Below are 20,171 nucleotides of genomic sequence, written 5' to 3'. Positions count from 1 at the left end.
ATTAGAGAGGCTAATGAATGGCGAGCGAGAACTTCAACAATCTTGCCGCGTTCGTTGCGGTGGCCAAGGAGCGAAGCTTCACGCGCGCCGCTGCGAAACTGGGGGTTTCGCAGTCAGCGCTCAGCCAGACGATAAAGGGACTAGAAGCACGTCTCGGCATGCGGCTGCTCACGCGCAATACGCGCAGCGTCTCGCCTACCGATGCCGGCGAGCGGCTACTCCAGACGCTGGCGCCTCGCTTCGAGGAGATCGAGCAAGAGGTGTCCGCGCTGAGCGACTTGCGAGACAAGCCCGCAGGCACGGTCAGGATCACAGCAGGCGAACACCCAGCCATTTCACTCCTGCAGCCGGCGCTGAAGCGTTTCTTACCCGAACATCCGGACATCAAGGTCGAGGTTATCACTGACTACGGCCTCACCGACATAGTCGCTGAAGGCTACGACGCGGGGGTCCGCATGGGCGAGCAGGTGGCCAAGGACATGATCGCGGTTCCAATCGGACCTGACATGCGCATGGCCGTGGTCGCGGCCCCGAGCTATTTTGAGAAGCATCCCCGACCAGTAGTCCCACAGGATCTTACCGGTCACAATTGCATCAATATCCGGTTGCCGACTTATGGGGGGCTGTCGGTCTGGGACTTCGACAAAGATGGGCGTGAGCTGCGCGTGCGTGTCGAGGGCCAGCTGGTCTTCAACAATGCCCCGATGCGGCTTGCCTCTGCCTTGGACGGACTTGGCATAGCCTATATGCCTGAGGATTTCGTGCTCGAGCACATCGCGACAGGTCGGCTGATCCGAGTCCTCGAAGATTGGTGCGAGCCTTTTCCAGGCTATCATCTTTATTATCCAAGCCGAAGACATGGGTCGTCTGCATTCGCCGTACTGATCGAGGCGCTGCGCTACCGTCGACCATCGACTTAGCGGCGGGAGCGGTCACCTTTCGCAGCGATGCGGGCCAACTTGCCGCCCGGTTTTATCGTCATGTCGGTGCTCGCCGGCCGGACTTAGTAGCTAAACTTATGATGCTATGCCGATTGTAGGCTGAAACGCGGATCGCGATCAGACGTTACCAGTTAGCGCTCGCTGCTGCTGGCGGAGCCCCCATCTGTTGACTCCCTACTTCGGAAGTCTGGAGAGCCAAATGTCCGACGACCGATTCCTACCTGTCTCCCGCCGCGGTGTACTCGCTACTGGCGCCGCTACGATGGCGGTCAGCGTCACACCGGCCTTCGCGCAAACTCATGAGCTGACCCGATCGCGTTCGAGCGCGGGCAAACCGTCGATGGCGAAGGTGTCGTTTCAGGTGAATGGCGAGCCCCATTCGTTGGAACTCGATACGCGAACCAGCCTCCTCGACGCACTGCGCGAACACCTGGAACTCACCGGCAGCAAGAAAGGCTGCGATCATGGTCAGTGCGGTGCCTGCACCGTCATAGTCGACGGCCGCCGGATCAATTCATGCCTGACTCTGGCAGTGATGAACGAGGGCCGGCAAATCACCACGATCGAGGGCTTAGGCAGCCCCGAGGCAATGCATCCGATGCAGCAGGCGTTCGTCGAGCACGACGGCTATCAGTGCGGGTACTGCACGCCCGGGCAGATATGCTCGGCGGTAGCGATGCTGGACGAGGTCAAGGCGGGCGTACCGAGCCACGCCACAGCCGATCTCACCGCCTCACCTAAGCTGACGAATGCCGAACTGCGAGAACGGATGAGCGGCAACATCTGCCGCTGCGCAGCCTATTCCAACATCGTCGAAGCGATCGAGGAAGTCGCGCGAGGTGCGGCATGAAGGCTTTCACCTACGAGCGCGCTTCGTCGCCGGCACAAGCCGCAGCGATCGTGGCGCGGACGCCGGGCGCCAAGTTTATCGCCGGCGGAACCAATCTCCTCGACCTCATGAAGCTCGAGATCGAAACACCCACGCACCTTGTCGACGTGAACGGGCTCGGGCTCGACCAGATTGAGCCAACCCCGGACGGCGGCCTGCGCATCGGAGCTATGGTGCGTAACACTGACCTCGCGGCCGACATGCGAGTTCGACGCGACTACGCAGTCTTGTCGCATGCGTTGGTCGCCGGCGCATCCGGCCAGCTGCGCAACGCGGCGACTACCGCCGGCAACCTGCTCCAGCGAACCCGCTGTCCTTATTTTTACGACACCAACATGCCCTGCAACAAGCGTAAACCCGGCAGCGGCTGCGGCGCCATCGGCGGTTATACGCGCCAGCACGCAATCATCGGTCATAGCGAGGCCTGCATCGCCACGAACCCCAGCGACATGGCCGTGGCGCTTCGCGCCCTCGACGCTACAGTTGAGACCATCCAGGCGGATGGGAAGACACGATCGATCCCCATCGCGGACTTTCATCGTCTCCCCGGTGATACGCCTCACATCGAGACGGTGTTGAACCGCGGTGAGATGATAACCGGAGTGGTTCTGCCTAAGCCGCTCGGCGGCGTGCAGCTGTATCGCAAGGTGCGCGACCGCGCGTCCTATGCTTTTGCGATCGTGTCTGTTGCGGCGGTCATGCGTCCAGACGGCGGCTCGCGTGTGGCGCTCGGCGGCGTGGCGCACAAGCCCTGGCGCGTGGAGGCAGCCGACGCGCGGCTGCCGGACGGTGCTCGCGCAACCACCGCTGAACTGCTCAGGGGCGCACGGCCTCAGCAGGAGAATGCCTTCAAGGTCATCCTGGCGGAACGCACTGTGGCCGCCGTGTTGGCGAAAGCGAAAGCCTGATCCATGAAATTCGAGACCGCAGCCACGACGAACCCCATCGATCAGTTGAAGGTGGTCGGCCGGCCGACCAACCGCACCGACGGCCCGCTCAAGACGACGGGGCGCGCGCCCTACGCCTACGAGCATCAGGTTGCCGCGCCCAACCAGGCGTATGGTTATGTCGTGGGCAGCGCCATCGCCAAGGGCCGGATCACAAAGCTCGATGTCAGCCGCGCGGAGGAAGCGCCAGGGGTCATCGCAGTGGTCACCGCAAGTAACGCCGGCCCGCTGAAGAAGGCTAACCGGAACACCGCCACGCTGTTCGGTGGTCCCAAGATCGAGCATTATCACCAGGCGATCGCGGTCGTGGTGGCGGAGACGTTCGAACAGGCACGGGCTGCAGCGGGGCTGCTCCAGATCGAATACGCCCGGGAGCAGGGCAAGTTTGACCTTGAGGCAAGCCGCGCGTCTGCGACTGATCCCAAGAAGATCACGGCCGGTGCGTCCGATACTTCCGTCGGCGACTTCGAAGGCGCCTTCGCCAAAGCGGCGGTCAAGCTCGATGCGACCTACACCACGCCCGACCAATCGCATGTGATGATGGAGCCGCCAGCGACCATCGCGACTTGGGAAGACGGCAACCTCACGGTGCGGACCTCGCATCAGATGGTCGATTGGGCGCGCAGCGATCTAGCGACGACGCTCGGGCTGGAAAAAGAGCAGGTCCGGGTTATCACGCCTTATGTCGGCGGCGGGTTCGGTGCGAAGCTGTTCCTGCGTGCCGATGTCATTGCAGCGGCCCTGGGCGCGCGCGCCGCCAAGCGGCCGGTCAAAGTCGCGCTTCAGCGACCGCTCAGCGTCAACAACTTGGTGCATCGTCCCGCGACCATTCAGCGCATCCGCATCGGGGCAGAACGCAGCGGCAAGATCACGGCGATCGGGCATGAATCCTGGTCGGGCGATCTGCCCAACGGAAAGCCTGACGGCGCGGTCCACCAAACACGGCTGCTCTATGCTGGCGCCGACCGCATGACCAGGACCAGGCTCGCGATCCTAGATCTGCCCGAAGCCAATGCCATGCGCGCGCCCGGCGAAGCCACCGGGCTGATGGCGCTGGAGATTGCCATGGACGAGATGGCTGAGAAGCTGGGTCTGGACCCAGTCGAGTTCAGGATCATCAACGACACGCAAGTTGTCCCGGACGTGCCTGCCGAGCCAAGCAGCGATGATCCACAGGCGCGCAGCGATAGCGGCGGTACCGACGAGCATTCGGCCAAGGAGCTCCGCTTCTCGCAGCGCCATCTTGTCGAGTGCCTGCGCACGGGCGCCGAAAAGTTCGGCTGGAGTAAGCGCAACAAGATACCTGGACAAATGCGTGAGGGCGATTGGCTCATCGGGCACGGTGTGGCCGGCGCGATCCGCGGTAACAAGCAGATGAAGTCTGCCGCACGGGTGCGACTTGACCGTGGTGGCGTGGTGACCGTCGAGACCGATATGACCGACATCGGCACTGGCAGCTATACGATCATTGCCCAGACTGCGGCAGAGATGATGGGCATTCCAATCGATAAGGTCGTGGTTCGGCTCGGCGATTCTGCCTTTCCCGTATCGGCCGGTTCCGGCGGTCAATGGGGCGGCAACTGCTCGACTTCGGGGGTCTATGCGGCCTGCGTTAAGCTGCGCGAGGCAGTAGCCCAGAAGCTCGGGTTCAACGTTACTGACGCGGCCTTTGAAGACGGCCAAGTGCGCGCGAGCGGCCGTGCGCTCCCGCTGGCCCAGGCGGCGCGCGATGGCGAACTGGTCGCTGAGGACGTGATCGAGTTCGGCGGTGTGACCGAGGAGTCCGAGCAGGCGACCTTCGCCGCGCACTTCGTCGAGGTCGCAGTCGATGCTTTCACCGGCGAAACGCGCATCCGCCGCATGCTTTCCGTATGCGATTGCGGCCGCATCCTTAATCCCAAATCCGCGCGCAGTCAGGTGATCGGCGGCATGAGCATGGGCGTCGGCGCGGCGCTCACCGAGGAATTGGCGGTCGACAAGCGGTTCGGCTTTTTCGTCAACCATGACCTCGCCAGCTACGAAGTGCCGGTTCACGCCGACATCCCGCACCAGGAAGTGATCTTCTTTGGAGACGCCGATCCAATGTCATCGCCGATGAAGGCTAAGGGTGTTGCGGAACTCGGCATCTCGGGCGTCGCGGCTGCGGTCGCGAACGCGGTCTACAATGCAGTCGGGGTGCGTGTTCGGGAATATCCTCTAACGATGGACAAACTGCTCGCCGGATTGCCGCAGATCGCTTGAGCAAGCCGCTGAGCCAAGCACACTAAGGACACGATATGACCAATAGCCCTCCCACGGTGACGCTGAACAATGGCGTTGAAATGCCTGTTCTAGGCTTCGGCGTCTTTCAGGTGACCAACCCGGCCGAGTGCGAGCGTAGCGTGTGTGATGCGATTGACGTGGGCTATCGTCTGCTCGACACCGCCGCATCCTACATGAACGAGGAGGCCGTAGGAACGGCGATCCGCAGCAGCGGCATCGATCGCGCCGAGCTTTTCGTCACTACCAAATTGTGGGTGCAGGATGCGAGCTATGAGGGCGCGAAGACCGCGTTCGAACGGTCGATCAACAAACTGCAGCTGGACTATCTCGACCTCTATCTGATCCATCAGCCCTATGGCGACGTTTATGGCGCGTGGCGCGCGATGGAGGAACTATACCGCGCCGGCCGCATTCGCGCGATCGGCATAAGCAACTTCTACCCCGACAGGACGGTGGACTTTGCGCTCCACAACGAAGTCATTCCGGCTGTCAATCAGATCGAGATACATCCGTTCCATCAGCAGGCCGAAGCGCAGACTTTGCTGAAGGAGTACGGCATTCAGGCCCAAGCGTGGGGGCCATTCGCCGAAGGCAAGAACGGCCTGTTTCAAAACGAAGTGCTTCAGTCCATCGGTCGCAAGCACGGCAAGAGCATCGCGCAGGTCGTGCTCCGTTGGATCACCCAACGCGGCGTCGTCGCGATCCCCAAGTCGGTGCGCAAGGAGCGTATGGCTGAAAACATCGACGTCTTCGACTTCGAACTCGATGATGACGACGTGGCAAGGATGGTAGAGCTGGACGAGAAGACCAGCAGCTTCTTCGACCATCGCGATCCGGCGATGGTGAAATGGCTGGGGACGCGCAAGCTGGACGCTTAGGCAGCGCGAGGGCGTCTGCATTGTCGCTCGTCTACGTCGCTTTCGGACAATAGCTGCCGTCCACCGCGATTGGCGCAATGGCGGGAAAGTCCCCAGACCCGGTCGTAAGGGATCACACGTGGTTCGTGGAGCCATGGGCAGGTTTCAGGTCGCGCCCCGCTGATTTGCGGTGTTCGCTATCACGGCGACAGCGGCCGCGCTTTCGTCCGTTACAGAAAGCGCTGCCCTGCGCTCGTGCACATGAAGTTAGGAGCCTCATGCTCGGATGAGGATCGCCTCTGACGATTCGCGAATCGACGCGCGGGGTGCTCGATTCCGGCTTTAAGAATCGAACCCAAACTGAAATCCGCTTTGATGGTATGACTGATGGACAGGAACCTGGAAATAAAATTATAGCTTTTTAAATCAGCATGTTGGCGGTCCAATTCGATTCCGGCTCGGTCCATTTTTGCTTCCAGAGATGCTCAAGTGCGTCCGCCAATTGGCTGCTCTCTGCGTAGTTTTTCGCAGTCCCCTACCCTCCCTAACCGATCGAGTTCCGGTCCATGCATGGGCCCGCATGGCGAATTGAGTGATCAGCCGTCGATTGGTTCCCCGAGGTCCATCAATCCCGGGGAGCGTAATCGTTCCTGCGGAGCCGAAGAGGGAATCCGCTGGGGCGGATCGTGTGAACTCCAGGGCTCTCCCAGATAGGCGGAGATGGCCTGCCAAGCCTGCTCAAAGCTATTCGCAGGGCTAAGGGCGCTATGTGGATAGTCGGAGTCCGATCCGGCAGGCAGCGACGACATTCGATGTAAGCATCTCCGACGTCGATTAGGCGGCGCAGGACTGGCGATGGAAGGTCATAGTGCGGCCGATTTAAAGGGTGGCCGCTGCTCAAAGGCGAATCACGAGTTTTTCAGCGAACGGTCGGTCCGTTCGCTGCTCCCAGCACGCGATCGAGCGTATTCTGGAAATCCGGCCTGGACCAGAGTGTGAGCAACATCGTGTAGATGTGCAGAACGGTCCTCGCCGCTTCGTCGTTGAGGATCATCGGATCGAGAGGCCCGCTCGCCTGCAATGCGTCCGGGACGCGCAGCCGGATGACCTTGGGAAGTGCCAGCACGCGGGCGACGCCCATCATGCCGACGTGAACGAAGAAGTGCTGCTTGAGCCCATCCGCGTCGATCGCGGGGCCGCCATGCAAGCGGTATTCTTCAGCGAACAGTGTAATCAATGCATCAAGGTGGCGCGTTCCCATGTCCAAGTGCGCCGCGCTGAGGCAGCCCCATAGGGCTGCGCCGAAGGTGATCTGCGACACTCGCCCCCAGTCCATCAGTCCGCAATGGAGCGCAGCCTGCCGGTCCCGCCAGAACCAGGCATTGTCGATGTGTGCGTTCCAGTGGCACAGGGCAATGAAGTCCTGGCTCCCAACGAGGTACTGCGCCAGCAGGTCGCGATGTTCGCGGATCATCAAGGCGTCGGCGAGAAGCCGATCATAGAACTCCGGCGCCCGCAAATCAGGGGGAAGCAGCTGGGGCAGATCTTGCGCGAACTGCCGAGCGCCTTCAACCACCTTGCGCAGGGCCGCTTCGTCGTAGGTGATGGGATCAGGCCCGGCGCGCGCGGGGTTCAGGGGAAAGCGTTCTTCAATATCGTCGACAAGCTGCCCCGCCTTGTGTGCCGCGGCGAGCCGAGCGAGAGCCGTAATCAACGCTTGGTAATAAGGCAGAGGATCATCGATCTCGTGATCGCAGCATTTTTCATGCTGTGCTTCGATTCCGTCTTTGCCGAACGCCACCCGCTCGGTGATCAGCAGCCCTGTGCCGCTCGCATGCTCGAAGTCGCCGAAGTATGCGGCGGGCACCCGGATCGGGAAGCCTGACGCGCGTGAAACCGGCGCGAAGCGAGCCTCGCTCTCCATCTCGTGGCGCGCATGGTCACGCCGGCTGTCGTCGAAGTCGCGCGAGAACTTGACGAAGAGATCGCGCTGCAGGCCCGGTTCATCGAATGCGTATTCGACCGACAGGAACAGCTTGTGGCCTGTGCTGCCGCCAGGGCATGGATCCAGCCGTGTAATCCGGGCTACGCTGTTCATGCGCGAGATCGAGCCAAACGCACGGAACGCCTCGGTCAGGAATGCCTCGCCAGCGGCCCGAAAGGCCGCTTCGTGCGCGGGCATCAGAATACCGGTATCGTCACCGCACGCGTAGTCGATCACCTCGGTCGTCAGGATTTTCGGATCACTCACCGGATCATGCCAGCGACGGGAGCTGGTCCAGGCGGAAGTCGCAGTGTTCGGCGGTCTGCTGCAGCTCGATCAGATTGCCTTCCGGATCGCGACCATAGACGGACTTCACATGCCCCATATCGATTGGAGCAGGCGCGCCGAAGGTCATGCCCAAGCCCTTCAGGCGCTCGTACTCGCCCTCAATGTCGCTGGCGACGTCGACGCAGAAGTGAGTGTAGCCCTTGTCATTCGGAGACAGCGGCGTGGTGTTGCCCTGTGGAGCCTGAAATTCAAACATCTCTATGTAGCAGCTGCCTGCCCGCAGCATGGCGCCGCGTGCCGCCGATCCTTTCACGTCGATCAGGCTGTCGAGCACGGGTTCATCCTTCCAGCTGAACTGCTCGCCCACCACTTCGAACCCGAACGCATCCTTATAAAAGGCGATCATCCGATCCAGATCATGAACGTGGATCGAGACGTGATGGATTCCTCTGATCATGGCTGCCTCTCCGGGGTGTCTGCCGGTGAAGTGCCGGAGCGGCCGCCCCGGAACAACATCGCCGGTAACCGCTGGCACGGGCAGACAAGTCGCGATGCATATGACGTCATCGGGCACGGAGGCGCGAGCCGGTAAAGCAGAATGCTGGAAGCGAAATGGCAGAGAGGCTGGTTCAATGGGCATCACAGTGATCCGCGGCGCTACCATCTGGGATGCCACCGGCGCCGATCCTTTCGCCGGCGACGTGCTGATCGAAGGAAATCGCATCCGCTCGGTATCGCGTGGGTCCGGTGGCTTCGCTACTGATGGAGCCGCAATCATCGACGGTGCCGGCCTGTTCCTGATGCCGGGCATGGTCGAGGGTCATGCGCACCTCTCATTCGAGAACGTCACACGGACCGAAGACCTCATCGGCCCCTCGCCGGAGCAGCAGGTGTTCACCGCCGCGCGCGGCGCCAAGGCGCTCCTCGACGCCGGCTTCACCAGCGCATACGGCGCCTCCGAAGCGAAACTGCGCCTGGCGGTGGCCGTGCGCGACGAGGTCAACGCCGGTCGCTTGCCGGGTCCGCGCATCCGCGCAGGTGGGCTGGAGATCAGCGTGACCGGCGCGATGGGCGATGAGGGCAAGGAGCACGATCCGCGGACCGGCCCATCGACCATCGTGGATGGCGTCGAAGAGATGCGCCGCGCGGTGCGACTCCACTGCCGCGAGGGCGTGGACAACATCAAGCTCGATGTGTCCGGCGACCCCTTCTATCCCTCGACGCCGGCCCATACGACACCGATGACCTTCGACGAAATCCGGGTCGCTGCCGAGACGGCACATGCCTATGGCCGCAAGATCAATGCGCACACCCGCTCCATCGAGGGCTCGAAGGCCTGTGTTCGGGCCGGCGTCGATGGGCTGTTTCATTGCGAGTACTCCGACGAGGAATTGCTCGACATGATGGAGGAAGCGAAGGACCGCATCTTCATCGTTCCGACGGTCGGCTTGTTTCATCAGATCTTGCAGGGTGAGGCTTCGGCTCACGGGCTCACGCCTGAGGTCGGCGGCTACATGAACATCCCGGAACTGATGGAGAATTCGATCCGCACCCACACGGAGCTGCGCAAGCGGGGCGTGCGCCACCTGATCGGCGGCGATTACGGCTTTGGCTGGAGCAAGCAGGGCGAGCAGGCGCGCGACCTGCAGTTCTTCCTGGAATACTACGGCTACAGCCCGGCCGACGCGCTCGCGTGCGCGACGCGGAACGGTGGCCTCGCCATGCGCGCTGAAGGCGATCTCGGGACCCTGACCGAGGGCGCGCTGGCGGACATGATCCTGGTGGACGGCAACCCGCTTTTGGACATCGCCGTACTGACCGACACCTCTAAGCTCGTCCTCATCATGAAGGACGGACAGATCCACAAGAATGAGAGCGCCACCCGCGTGAACAAATCCGCAGTGGCGCGAGACCTGGAGAATGTGGGATGAATTTCGAGACCGGCACCTTTGCGCTTGGCGAAGCGCGCTGCCCAGCGGAGAGCACGCAGGAAATCATCGCTCGCGACAAGATTCCGGCTCCTGAGTGGGCCCGCTCGGAGTCTTACCGGTACCTTGGCAGTGAAGACGTCTCGAAGGACCGCTACATCGATCCCGAGTTCCAGAAGCGCGAATTCGAGCGGCTCTGGACGCGCACCTGGCAGATGGCCTGTCGCGAGGAGCACATCCCCGAGGTCGGCGACTATTACGTCTATGACATTGGGCCCTACAGCTTCATCGTCACCCGGGTCGCCGAGAACGAGATCAAGGCTCACTTCAACGCCTGCCTGCACCGCGGCACGAAGCTGAAGCCGTCGAACACCGCCGGCTCGGCAAGCGAGATCAAGTGTCCGTTCCATGGCTGGACCTGGAACCTCGACGGCACCAACAAGAACATTCCCTGCCAGTGGGACTTCGGCCACGTCGACAAGGAGCGTATGCGCCTGCCCGAGGCGAAAGTCGAAACGCTCGGCGGCTTCGTCTTCATCAACATGGACCCGAACGCGCCCACCCTGGCGGAGTACTTCGGGCCCGAAATCATGAAGCACTTCGCGGCGTGGCGGCTCGAAGACCGCTACATCTACCTGCACGTACAGAAGAGCTATCCGGCCAACTGGAAGCTCACGGTCGAGGCATTTCAAGAGGCCTATCACGTTGCTGACACGCATCCGCAGGTCGCGCCGGCGAACGGCGACGTGAACTCGCAGTACGACGTCTACGGCGAACACGTGAACCGCTTCATCTCCACGCTCGGCGTGGTCAGCCCGAACCTCTACGGGCAGTACAGCGAGCAGGACATCGTCGACAATTTCACCATGGGCGACAGCTCGGCCCTGGGGGGCGCCAAGCCGCAGCTCAAGGAGGGAGAGCGCGCCCGCCAGGTGATGGCCGACATGTTCCGCTCGATGTTCGAGCAGGCGGCGAATACCGACCTCAGCCACGTGTCCGACACCGAGTTGCTGGACACGTACTCCTACACGATGTTCCCCAACCTCTACGTGTTCCCCGGCATCTCACTGCCGATGCTCTACCGCTTCCGTCCGGACGCGCGGGACCATCGCCGCTGCATCTACGAAGTCATGTTCATGCGGCCGATCCCCAAGGATGGTCCGCGCCCCGAAACTGCCGAAGTCGAGATCCTTGATGACGACCAGTCCTTTGCCGAAGCTGAAGGTATGGATCCGGGCTTCGGCAAGATTCTCGACCAGGACACCGACAATCTCTACGCCCAGCAGGAGGGCCTGGAGGCCAGCGCCAAGCCCGGCATAACCCTCGCCAATTACCAGGAAATCCGCATCCGGCACTTCGAGGCTGCGGTCGACAAGTACATGGCGATGGAACCGTTCAAGCCGGAATGGTGACTTGAAAAGACGGCACACTTGTCTGCCATGGCCAGCGGACACGCTGTGCCTGGCGCTTACGCAAACGTTGCGCTCAAGGTAGCCCGTGACCAAAACCGTCGTGACATTGCAGGACCGCTTCGAGCAGACCTCGGGACAAGTGTTTCTAACCTCGATGCAGGCGCTCGTTCGCCTGCCTCTCGACATGGCGCGGCGCGACCGTGCCGCCGGCCATAAGACTGGCGGCTACGTCACCGGCTATCGAGGATCACCGATCACGACGCTGGATGCCCAGTTGTGGGCGGCAAAGACGTTGCTGGATGCGCAGGACATCCACTTCGAACCCGGCCTCAATGAAGAGCTTGCGGCCACAAGCCTTCGCGGGACGCAGCAAGTACACTGGTTCGGCAACTCGCCTTTCGAGGGCGTCTTTGCAATGTGGTATGCCAAGGGCCTCGGCGTCGACCGCGCCTGTGAGGCTCTGAAGCTCGCCAATTTCGAGGGGACCCACGAGAAGGGCGGTGTGCTGGTTGTCGCGGGTGACGATCATGCGGCCAAGTCTTCTGCTTCGGCGCATCAGTCCGAACACACCTTGATCGCCGGCTTCCTGCCGATCCTCGCACCCTCCACGACGGACGAGATCATCTCCTACGGCCTGCTCGGCTGGGAGATGTCACGCTTCAGTGGCCTTTACGTCAGCCTCAAGTCGGTCACGGATGCGCTGGACCTGACCTCGTCGGTGATCCTGCCCGAACTCTCGATCGTTCGGCCCGAACTGCCCGGCGGCACGCAGCTCAACATTCGCCGCAGCTTGCCGCCGCTGGTGCAGGAATCGCTCGTCGTGAACGAGCGGCTGCCCGCCGCCGTACAGTTCGCGCGGGTCAATGGCTTGAACCGGGTGGTCATCGCGCCCGAGCAGCGCAACCTCGTCATCCTTACCGCCGGCAAGGCCTATCTCGACGTTCACGAAGCACTTCTGGCGCTAGGGCTCGACGAAGCACGCTGCCGCGCGCTCGGCGTGTCGCTGGTCAAGCTCGGCATGACCTGGCCGATGGACCAGGAATTCCTCCGCAGCGCATGCGCAGGCGCGCGCGAGATCCTGGTGGTCGAGGAGAAGCGCCCGGTCATTGAGGAACAACTCGCCGCCGCGCTCTTCGCCATGCCCGGTCCTAGTCCCATCATCGTGGGCAAGCGCGACGAGCAAGGACGCGCGCTCCTGCCGCTGGACAATGTGCTCGACGCCGGTCTCGTACGCCGTACGATCGTTGCGCGTCTGGAGGGGCTCGGCGTACTCGATGCGCCAGCTCGAGCCGATGCGGAGCGGTGGGCCGCCATGGAGGCCGCCACTGTCGCTCCCGCAGGGGCAGTCCGCCCCGCGTTCTTCTGCTCGGGCTGTCCGCACAACACGAGCACGAACGTGCCGGACGGCAGCGTGGCGATGGGCGCTACCGGATGCCACGGCCTTGCCGCCTTCATGCCCGAACGCCGCACGATGAATGTCGTGGGCATGGGAGCGGAAGGCCTACCCTGGCTGGGCGCGCAGCATTTCACCGAGACCGGGCACGTCTTCTCGAACATGGGCGACGGCACATACACGCACTCCGGGATTCTCGCGATCCGGGCCGCGCTTTCGGCCTCGGCGAACGTGACGTTCAAGATTCTTTACAACGACGCGGTGGCGATGACCGGCGGCCAGCCGTTGGAAGGCAACATACAGCCCGATCAGATCGTCGCGGAACTGATCGCGGAAGGCGTCAAGCCCGTGGCATTGGTCAGCGATCAGCCGGAGAAATGGCGGGGCAAGCTTCCGGTCGGAGTCCGCGTGCTCGAACGCGACCGGCTCGACGCCCTCCAACGCGAACTGCGCGAGGTTAAGGGCGTCTCAGCCATCATTTACGAGCAGACTTGCGCCAATGAGAAGCGCCGCCGCCGCAAGCGTGGCACCTATCCGGACCCCGACATGCGGCTCTTCATCAACCCCGCCGTTTGCGAAGGCTGCGGAGACTGCTCACGCCAGTCAAATTGCGTCAGCATAACGCCGCTGGAGACCGAATTCGGTCGTAAGCGCGCGATCGACCAATCAAACTGCAACAAGGACTACAGCTGCATCAAGGGCTTCTGCCCGTCCTTCGTCACGGTGCGCGGCGCCCGGATCGCCAAGCGCGCAGTCGACTCAGGCGCGCTGGAGCCGCTGGTCGCGAAGCTGCCTGATCCGGACGTCATCGACGTGTCCGGCAGCTATTCCATGCTAGTGACCGGCATCGGCGGCACCGGCGTACTGACCGTGGGCGCAGTGCTCGGGATGGCGGCGCACATCGAAGGCAAGGCCGCCAAGGTGCTCGACATGACCGGCATGGCGCAAAAGGGCGGCGGAGTGATGAGCCACATCCGCTTCGCCTCCAACGCCGAGCGGATCCCCAGCGCACGACTGGGCGTCGGTCAGACAGACCTGCTGATCGCCTGCGACCTTGTCGTCGCCGCGAGTCCGGACGTAGCCAAGACAGTCCGGGCCGACAGCCGCGTCATCGCCAACGAAGACGTCGTACCCACAGGTGAGTTCCAGACCCGCAAGGACCTGGACTTCCGTGCATCCGCCTTCATTCCGGCTATCAGCAGCCGCGTCGATGCGCAAAACATCGCCCTGGTGCGCGCCAATGCGCTGGCCGGCAAGCTGATGGGCGACACGATTTTCACCAATCTGCTCATCGTCGGCTACGCCGCTCAATCGGGTCTGCTGCCGGTGGGCATCGACGCGATCGCCGAGGCCGTCCGCCTGAACGGCACGGCTGTCGAGGCCAACCTGCGCGCACTGATGCTGGGCCGGATCGCCGCAGCCTTTCCGGACGAGATGGAGCGGTTCGCCCAGCTTGACCCCGCCTCCCCCTTCCCCGAGACGTTCGACGCGATGGTCGTAAGCCGCAGCCGGCACCTCGCCAGCTATCAGAGCGAAGCTTATGCCGCCCAGTATCGGGCATTCCTGGATGATGTCGCCGCCCGGCTGAATGCCCGTGAAATCGACGCGAACGGCCCCTTCCTCACGACAGTCGCCGGAGAGCTGTCGCGGCTGATGTCGTACAAGGATGAGTACGAAGTTGCACGCCTCTATAGTGCGCCCGAGTTCAAGGCCGGCCTCACCGCTCAGTTCGAGGGCGACTACAAGCTGGAAGTGAACCTCGCCCCGCCGTTGCTTGCCTTCCGCAAGGATCTCAAGACCGGGCGCCCGCGCAAGATCGCAATGGGGCGCTGGATCTTCCCGGTCTTCGGCCTACTGGCCAGGATGAAGCGATTGCGCGGAACGCCACTGGACATATTCGGCATGACTGCCGAGCGTCGGATGGAGCGTGCCCTTATCAGCGAGTATCGCGAGCTGATCCTGTCCCTGGCTGATCGGGCGACTGAGGAGAACCTGGAGCTCTGCACCGAGATCGCCGCGTCCGCGTCGCTGATCGCCGGCTTTGGTCCTGTGAAGGAAGCGGGTGTCGTGGCTTATCGTGAGCAGTTATCGAAACTGCTGGGGCGCCTGGACCAGCAATCCAATCCGCAGCCGACGCGACGAGCGGCGGCCTGAACGTCGTTCTCTCCGCATCGTGAGAAATCGGACGAGGCCTTGCCGTACCACCTTGTCGCTCGGGCGCGGGTTGAAGAGGTGCTAAACCCCCGGCCGAGCCCGCCACCGGGCTCAGGGGGAAATCCACTCAGTAGCCGGTCGGCGCGACCTCGACCTTGAGGCCGTCGAGTTCGTCTGTGAGAGGAATCTGACACGACAAACGGCTGTTAGGCTTATGGAATTCGGACACGAGATCCAGCATCTCTTCCTCGATCGAGTCCGGCGCTCCGACTTTCTCCATCCAGGCCTCATCGACATAGACGTGGCAGGTTGCGCAGGCGCAAGCTCCGCCGCAATCGGCGAGAATGCCCGCTACACCGTTGGTGCGGCCGACTTCCATCAACGATTGCCCCGTACTCACATCCTCAAACGTACGCTCCGTACCGTCTTCTTCGACAAACGTGACCGTGACACCCATTTTCTTTTATTCTCCGTCCGCCATGGCCGAGGCACGCGCGTCCATCAGCTCCTTGAAGTGATTGACTGGATCGCCTGCCGATATCCCGCCGTCAACCGCCAGCACAGTGCCGGTAATCTGCGCAGAACGATCGCTGGCCAGGAACAGCGCTGCCTGCGCCACATCATGGGGTACACCTTGCCGCTTGAGCGGCTTGTTGGCGTCCCAGACCGATTTCATCGCCACCTGAACCCGCGCTGCCTGCTCTGGAGTGGCTCGCGGAGGAGCAAAGGCGTTGAGATCCGTGGGGATGTGTCCAGGCGCGAGGCAATTTACCCGGATGCCATACTGGGCAAGATCAATCGCCATCGATTTGCTGGCGTGAATCGCCGCCACCTTCGACGTGCGGTACGCGAGCATTGCCAGACCTGGGATGAGGCCGGCGATCGAGGCGTTGTTGATTACGGAGCCGCCGCCGTTCTTCGCCATGTGCCGGGCCGCGCGTTGCGTCCCCAGGATAACGCCCAGCACGTTGACCTGCATGACACGCGCGAAGTCCGGCAGCTCGTCATCCAGGAAGTTTATACTCGGCTTGCAGGAGACGCCCGCGTTGTTTAACATCACGTGCAGGCCTCCGAACCGGTCGATGGCGGCGGCGACAAGTGCGTCGATGTCTTCGGCCAAACCGACGTCGGCGCGCTGGTAAATCGCCGCATGCCCCAACTCGCGTGCCACCGCTTCGCCGGCCTCATCGTTTATGTCGGCGATAACCACGCGAGCGCCTTCAGCCACGAACAGTTCAGCCGTTGCCCGCCCGATGCCACACGCTGCGCCAGTGACGATCGCCACTTTGCCTGCCAGTTCCTGCCCCAAGTCTCGTACTTCCCTTTTGTTCAGCTGCGATCCGGCACCTATGGGATCAGACCCGCTTCGTGAACGTGATCGGCAGGCTCGCAAGCGAGTGGGTGGCGACAGTGGGCAAGTACCGCAGGTCTTCGACCGGAACTGCCAGCTTGATGTCCTTGAGCCTCCGGATCACTTCCCGCGCGGCAACCCGGATCTCCATGCGTGCAAGCGATAAGCCGATGCAGCGGTGGGGACCGCCGCCGAACGAGACGTGGCGGCCGAGATTGCTACGCTCCATGTCGAACTGGCGTGGGCAGGCGAAGACGTCGTCCTGATCGTTGGCCGAAGCATACATCAGCAGCAGGTGCGCGCCGCTCGGCAAAGTCTTGCCGCCGAGCTCGACCTCCTTGGTCGTCATGCGCGACAGTCCGCGGACGGGCGGTTCGATGCGGAGCAGTTCCTCCACGAAACGCGCCAGCAGGCGATCGTCATCGGCAGCACCCTGCAGCAACTGCGCGACATCCGGCTGCGTGGCGAGGATGTAGAGCAGATTCGACATGGCCGTCGCTGTCGTTTCGTTGCCCGCGATCATCAGTGCACGCACCAGCGACACGACTTCTTCGAACGTCAGCGTGGGGTTTTCCTCGCCGTCCGCCCGCGCATGGACAAGGTCGGAGATCATGTCTTCCTTGGGGTTCGCCTCCCGATCCCGGATCTGGGCGATAAGGAAGTTCTGCAGGTCGCAGATCTCGCGGGCATTCTCTATCATCTGCTCGCGATCCTGCATGCGGCCGATCTGCTGCGTGACGGCATGCGACCATCGCTGGATCTTGTCGGCGTCGTAGGTTTCGATGCCAAGCTGCTTGCAGATGACGCGGATAGTCACCGGAACGCCGAAATCCTGGACTCCGTCGCACTCGCCGCGGTCGATAAAATCGTCGATGCACTCGCGCACGATGTCTTCGATCAGCGGCTCGAGCTGGCGCACCCGGTGCGCGGAGAACGCATTGTCCATCAGCTTGCGGATGCGGGTATGGTAAGGCGGATCGGACATGATCGCGTCGGGGAAGTAACCCTGCCCGTCGCGTTTGAGGATTTCCTGGAACTCGGCGAAGAATCCGGCGGCATATTGCGCCTTGTAGCCATGCTCGACCGAGTAGGTGATCGGATCGCGCTGGACTGTCTGGATGTCCTCGTAGCGCGAGATCAGGTACATGCCGAGCTTCTCGTCATAGTGCACCGGATCGCCTTCGCGCATCGCGGTGTAATAAGCCGCCGGCTGAGCCGAGATGGCTGGGTCGATCAGCGAAACGCCCTGCAGCAGGTCCGGCCCATGCGCGACGGGGCATTGCGGTGCGGCTTGATTGTCAGTGGCAGCCATGTCGAGTCTCCGGATTAGCCGTTCAACGCCGCGCTGGCGGGCTGCGAGGGTACGCGATCCAGCACAAGCGCGTCGTTCACCAGGAATTTTGTGGTGGTCCAGCCGCCGTCGAGAGCGATCGACTGACCGTTGATGTAGCTACCTTCCGGAGAGGCCAGGAAGAACACGGCGTTCGCCACGTCCTCGGGTGTACCCTCGCGGTCGAAGGGCGTCATCTCGTGGTTGAGGCGCTGAAACCCGCGGGCATTCCAGTGATCCTTGGTCATGTCCGTCTTGATGACGCCCGGCGCCACCAAGTTGGAGCGGATTCCCTGCGAGCCATACTGCGCGGCGAGAGTCTGGGTCAGGCCCACCAAGGCCGCCTTGACGGCGCAGTAGATTCCTCCGTCGAGCCCGCCGATCAGGCCGAACGTCGAGCCCACCGTCACGATGGCGGAACCGGGGCGCAGCACCGGCACCGCCTCGCGGCAGAACCGGAAGGTGGCCTTCAGGCTGACGTCGATCACCTCGTCCATCGCCTCGTCGTCCGTCTGGTGCACTGGAGCCCAGCGACCGGACCCGGCATTGTTGACGAGGCAGTCGAGCCGACCGAATGTGTCGATGGCAAAGGAGACGGCGCGCGCCGCGCTGGAAGGGTCGCTCACGTCGAGCGACAGTGTCGCGACTTCCGCTTGGCCGGCGAGCCCTTCGGCCAGGGCGGCCAGCTTCTCCGGGCGCCGGGCAACTGCGACGATCCGGTAGCCCGCTGCCGCGAAACGGCGCGTGATCGCCTCGCCTATCCCAGCACTCGCGCCGGTGATGAGGACGACCGGCCTCGTAGTCGGATCCTGAACCGACGACCCTTCCAAGACCGCTTGCTCTCCCATTCCCACTCCCACTCCATTCTGCCTCACTGCTGAGGCCACGGGTCGGCGCAAGATGCACCGCGTGCTCCTCGACATAGCCCCAAGGGAGAGCGCGCGGCCAAGGCAAAACGGACTTTTCACCTCCGCTGACAGGCAAGAGCAAGTGCCATGTCAGTTTCGGGCAAAGGGAAGGAACCTGGCGCGACATCTCGCCGACAGGCGCGTGCCATTGCCAGTGCAGACATGGCATGTCACTTTCAGGCAACTTATGACTTCTCGGGCAAATAGAGTGTCCTGCAAGGGCCATCTGGGAGGATCACGTGAAGCTGCAGCCTGACCGATCGCGCTCCAGGTTCGGCAGCGGTGCGACGCTGGCTGTTGCATCTCCTCCTTCGCCCGCAGCCTTGGAGCATGACTGCAGAGGCGACATCGCGGTGCGCCAGGACGGGGCAGGCAATCTAGATGTTTCGGAGGCGCGCGTGACGCACGCGTCCGTCACCGATTCCGTTCCTCATGACTTCGATCTGTAATTGATTATACATCGTCAACACGCCGCAAGAGCGTTCCAAGGAGAAGGATAAGCCCATGCCAGTCCTCGCATTTGACATGACGACAGCGAACCACGAGTCCCGGCGATTTGAATTCCGGGGCACGAACAAGGCGGATTACTACGACGGGGACCTGAAGCCGCTTTCGTCGCATAATGTCGATGTTCGCATCGAGAAGAGCCTCGCTGGCGAATACGCCATCTGCAAGGAAGTCTCGCGCTCGGGCCTCGCATTCCGGCGCTCCTGGGGACATATCCGCAACGACAAGACGAACCTCGTCATCTTCTGGTTCATGCGCCGTGGCCACATGAGCATCGCTCATGCAGGGGGACGCCATACCGTTCATGCCGGGGAGTGCGCGATCACCCGCTCCACACGCCCGTTCTACATGGAACTGGTGCCGCCCGAGAACGGCGAACTGGAGGTGATGCACGTCATCGTGCCCTCACACAAAATCTACTCGGTACTGGGTGACAACATCGAAGTCGGCCGCCCGTTTCCAACATCCAGCGGCGAACTGGCGCTGACCGACCGCATCCTCGACCTGGTGTTCGAGCAGGACGACCAGATCGACCAGGACATGGCCGAGCAACTGGTGCAGGCGCTGCTCACCGGGATCAGCAAAACAATCACCCGGCTCTCCGGCAACCCGCCGGCGCGGGAGTCCATCTCCGACAAGCGGATCCGCGACATCACCCGCTACATCAACCAGAACTTCGCCAATCCCGATCTCAATGCGAAAATGGTCGCGGACTGCTGTGGCATCTCGCTGCGCTACCTGTGCCACGTCCTCAAGAAGAGCGAGTTGTCGTTCTCCAACCTGGTCTGGGACAAGCGCATGAGCACCGCGCACGATTGGCTTAGCGACGAAAAGATGCAGCACCACGCCATCAGCGAGATCGCCTACCTCGCAGGTTTCAAGAGCAGCGCCCACTTCAGCCGCATGTTCAAGGCGCGCTACAACGTCGCCCCGCGTGAATTCCGTGGAATGCAGGCTTCGGCGGGCTCGCAGCCAGCGTTATAGTGCCAGTCGGTTCGGGTGGGTCCAACACGTCCCACC

The 20,171-nt window shown here is 62.5% G+C and carries 15 protein-coding genes; 9 read left to right on the top strand and 6 right to left on the bottom strand.

Annotated elements, in window-relative coordinates:
- Positions 1 to 17 precede the first annotated feature (17 nt).
- From ABUH87_RS08690 to ABUH87_RS08670, 5 genes are all read left to right on the top strand, one after another.
- Positions 18 to 920: a LysR family transcriptional regulator gene (locus tag ABUH87_RS08690; protein ID WP_367772566.1), complete on the top strand. Its 903-nt coding sequence runs from the start codon at positions 18 to 20 to the stop codon at positions 918 to 920.
- Between the two features lie 220 nt (positions 921 to 1,140).
- Positions 1,141 to 1,791, top strand: a complete 651-nt coding sequence (gene paoA / locus ABUH87_RS08685; protein WP_367772564.1) for an aldehyde dehydrogenase iron-sulfur subunit PaoA — start codon at positions 1,141 to 1,143, stop codon at positions 1,789 to 1,791.
- Positions 1,788 to 2,738, top strand: coding sequence for an FAD binding domain-containing protein (locus ABUH87_RS08680; protein WP_367772562.1), 951 nt, complete (start codon positions 1,788 to 1,790; stop codon positions 2,736 to 2,738). Before paoA ends, ABUH87_RS08680 begins: the two co-directional genes overlap by 4 nt.
- A 3-nt stretch (positions 2,739 to 2,741) precedes the next feature.
- The gene (locus tag ABUH87_RS08675) at positions 2,742 to 5,018 is read left to right on the top strand and encodes a molybdopterin cofactor-binding domain-containing protein (protein ID WP_367772560.1); all 2,277 of its coding nucleotides are present in this window, start codon (positions 2,742 to 2,744) and stop codon (positions 5,016 to 5,018) included.
- A gap of 35 nt (positions 5,019 to 5,053) precedes the next feature.
- Entirely contained in the window at positions 5,054 to 5,917 is an 864-nt protein-coding gene (locus ABUH87_RS08670; protein WP_367772558.1) for an aldo/keto reductase, read from the top strand.
- A gap of 898 nt (positions 5,918 to 6,815) precedes the next feature.
- On the opposite strand, the gene ABUH87_RS08665 is transcribed toward ABUH87_RS08670, so the two are convergent.
- Positions 6,816 to 8,147: a hypothetical protein gene (locus tag ABUH87_RS08665; RefSeq protein ID WP_367772555.1), complete on the bottom strand. Its 1,332-nt coding sequence runs from the start codon at positions 8,145 to 8,147 to the stop codon at positions 6,816 to 6,818.
- A gap of 4 nt (positions 8,148 to 8,151) precedes the next feature.
- The gene (locus ABUH87_RS08660; protein ID WP_367772551.1) at positions 8,152 to 8,625 is read right to left on the bottom strand and encodes a VOC family protein; all 474 of its coding nucleotides are present in this window, start codon (positions 8,623 to 8,625) and stop codon (positions 8,152 to 8,154) included.
- Positions 8,626 to 8,800: 175 nt separating this feature from the next.
- Here ABUH87_RS08660 and ABUH87_RS08655 point away from each other — a divergent pair, with 175 nt between their 5' ends.
- The 3 genes from ABUH87_RS08655 to ABUH87_RS08645 all read left to right on the top strand — a co-directional run bounded on the left by ABUH87_RS08655 (position 8,801) and on the right by ABUH87_RS08645 (position 15,055).
- Positions 8,801 to 10,099, top strand: coding sequence for a metal-dependent hydrolase family protein (locus ABUH87_RS08655; RefSeq protein WP_367772545.1), 1,299 nt, complete (start codon positions 8,801 to 8,803; stop codon positions 10,097 to 10,099).
- Positions 10,096 to 11,508 (top strand): aromatic ring-hydroxylating oxygenase subunit alpha, encoded by a 1,413-nt coding sequence (locus ABUH87_RS08650; protein WP_367772543.1) that lies wholly within the window; start codon positions 10,096 to 10,098, stop codon positions 11,506 to 11,508. The genes ABUH87_RS08655 and ABUH87_RS08650 overlap by 4 nt, the downstream gene beginning before the upstream one ends.
- Before the next feature lie 85 nt (positions 11,509 to 11,593).
- Positions 11,594 to 15,055, top strand: coding sequence for an indolepyruvate ferredoxin oxidoreductase family protein (locus ABUH87_RS08645; protein WP_367772541.1), 3,462 nt, complete (start codon positions 11,594 to 11,596; stop codon positions 15,053 to 15,055).
- A 127-nt stretch (positions 15,056 to 15,182) separates the two neighbouring features.
- Here the strand turns inward: ABUH87_RS08645 and ABUH87_RS08640 are convergent, their stop codons facing one another.
- From ABUH87_RS08640 to ABUH87_RS08625, 4 genes are read right to left on the bottom strand one after another with little or no spacing between them, the layout of a single operon-like run.
- On the bottom strand, positions 15,183 to 15,512 hold the full coding sequence (locus tag ABUH87_RS08640; RefSeq protein WP_367772539.1) for a 2Fe-2S iron-sulfur cluster-binding protein: 330 nt from the start codon (positions 15,510 to 15,512) through the stop codon (positions 15,183 to 15,185).
- Positions 15,513 to 15,518: 6 nt separating this feature from the next.
- Positions 15,519 to 16,364 carry an SDR family oxidoreductase gene (locus tag ABUH87_RS08635; protein WP_367772537.1) on the bottom strand — a complete coding sequence of 282 codons (846 nt, stop codon included), beginning with the start codon at positions 16,362 to 16,364 and terminating at the stop codon, positions 15,519 to 15,521.
- Between the two features lie 46 nt (positions 16,365 to 16,410).
- Positions 16,411 to 17,718, bottom strand: a complete 1,308-nt coding sequence (locus ABUH87_RS08630) for a cytochrome P450 (RefSeq protein WP_367772535.1) — start codon at positions 17,716 to 17,718, stop codon at positions 16,411 to 16,413.
- 14 nt (positions 17,719 to 17,732) lie between these two features.
- Entirely contained in the window at positions 17,733 to 18,584 is an 852-nt protein-coding gene (locus ABUH87_RS08625; RefSeq protein WP_367772533.1) for an SDR family NAD(P)-dependent oxidoreductase, read from the bottom strand.
- Positions 18,585 to 19,148: 564 nt separating this feature from the next.
- Between ABUH87_RS08625 and ABUH87_RS08620 the strand changes: the two genes are divergently transcribed.
- The gene (locus tag ABUH87_RS08620; protein WP_367772531.1) at positions 19,149 to 20,135 is read left to right on the top strand and encodes an AraC family transcriptional regulator; all 987 of its coding nucleotides are present in this window, start codon (positions 19,149 to 19,151) and stop codon (positions 20,133 to 20,135) included.
- The last annotated feature ends 36 nt before the right edge of the window (positions 20,136 to 20,171 follow it).

The sequence above is a fragment of the Novosphingobium rhizovicinum genome, from assembly GCF_040813635.1.
Lineage (GTDB): Bacteria > Pseudomonadota > Alphaproteobacteria > Sphingomonadales > Sphingomonadaceae > Novosphingobium > Novosphingobium rhizovicinum.
Note: the sequence above shows the minus strand (reverse complement) of the source record. Positions and strands in the feature narration are given on the sequence as shown.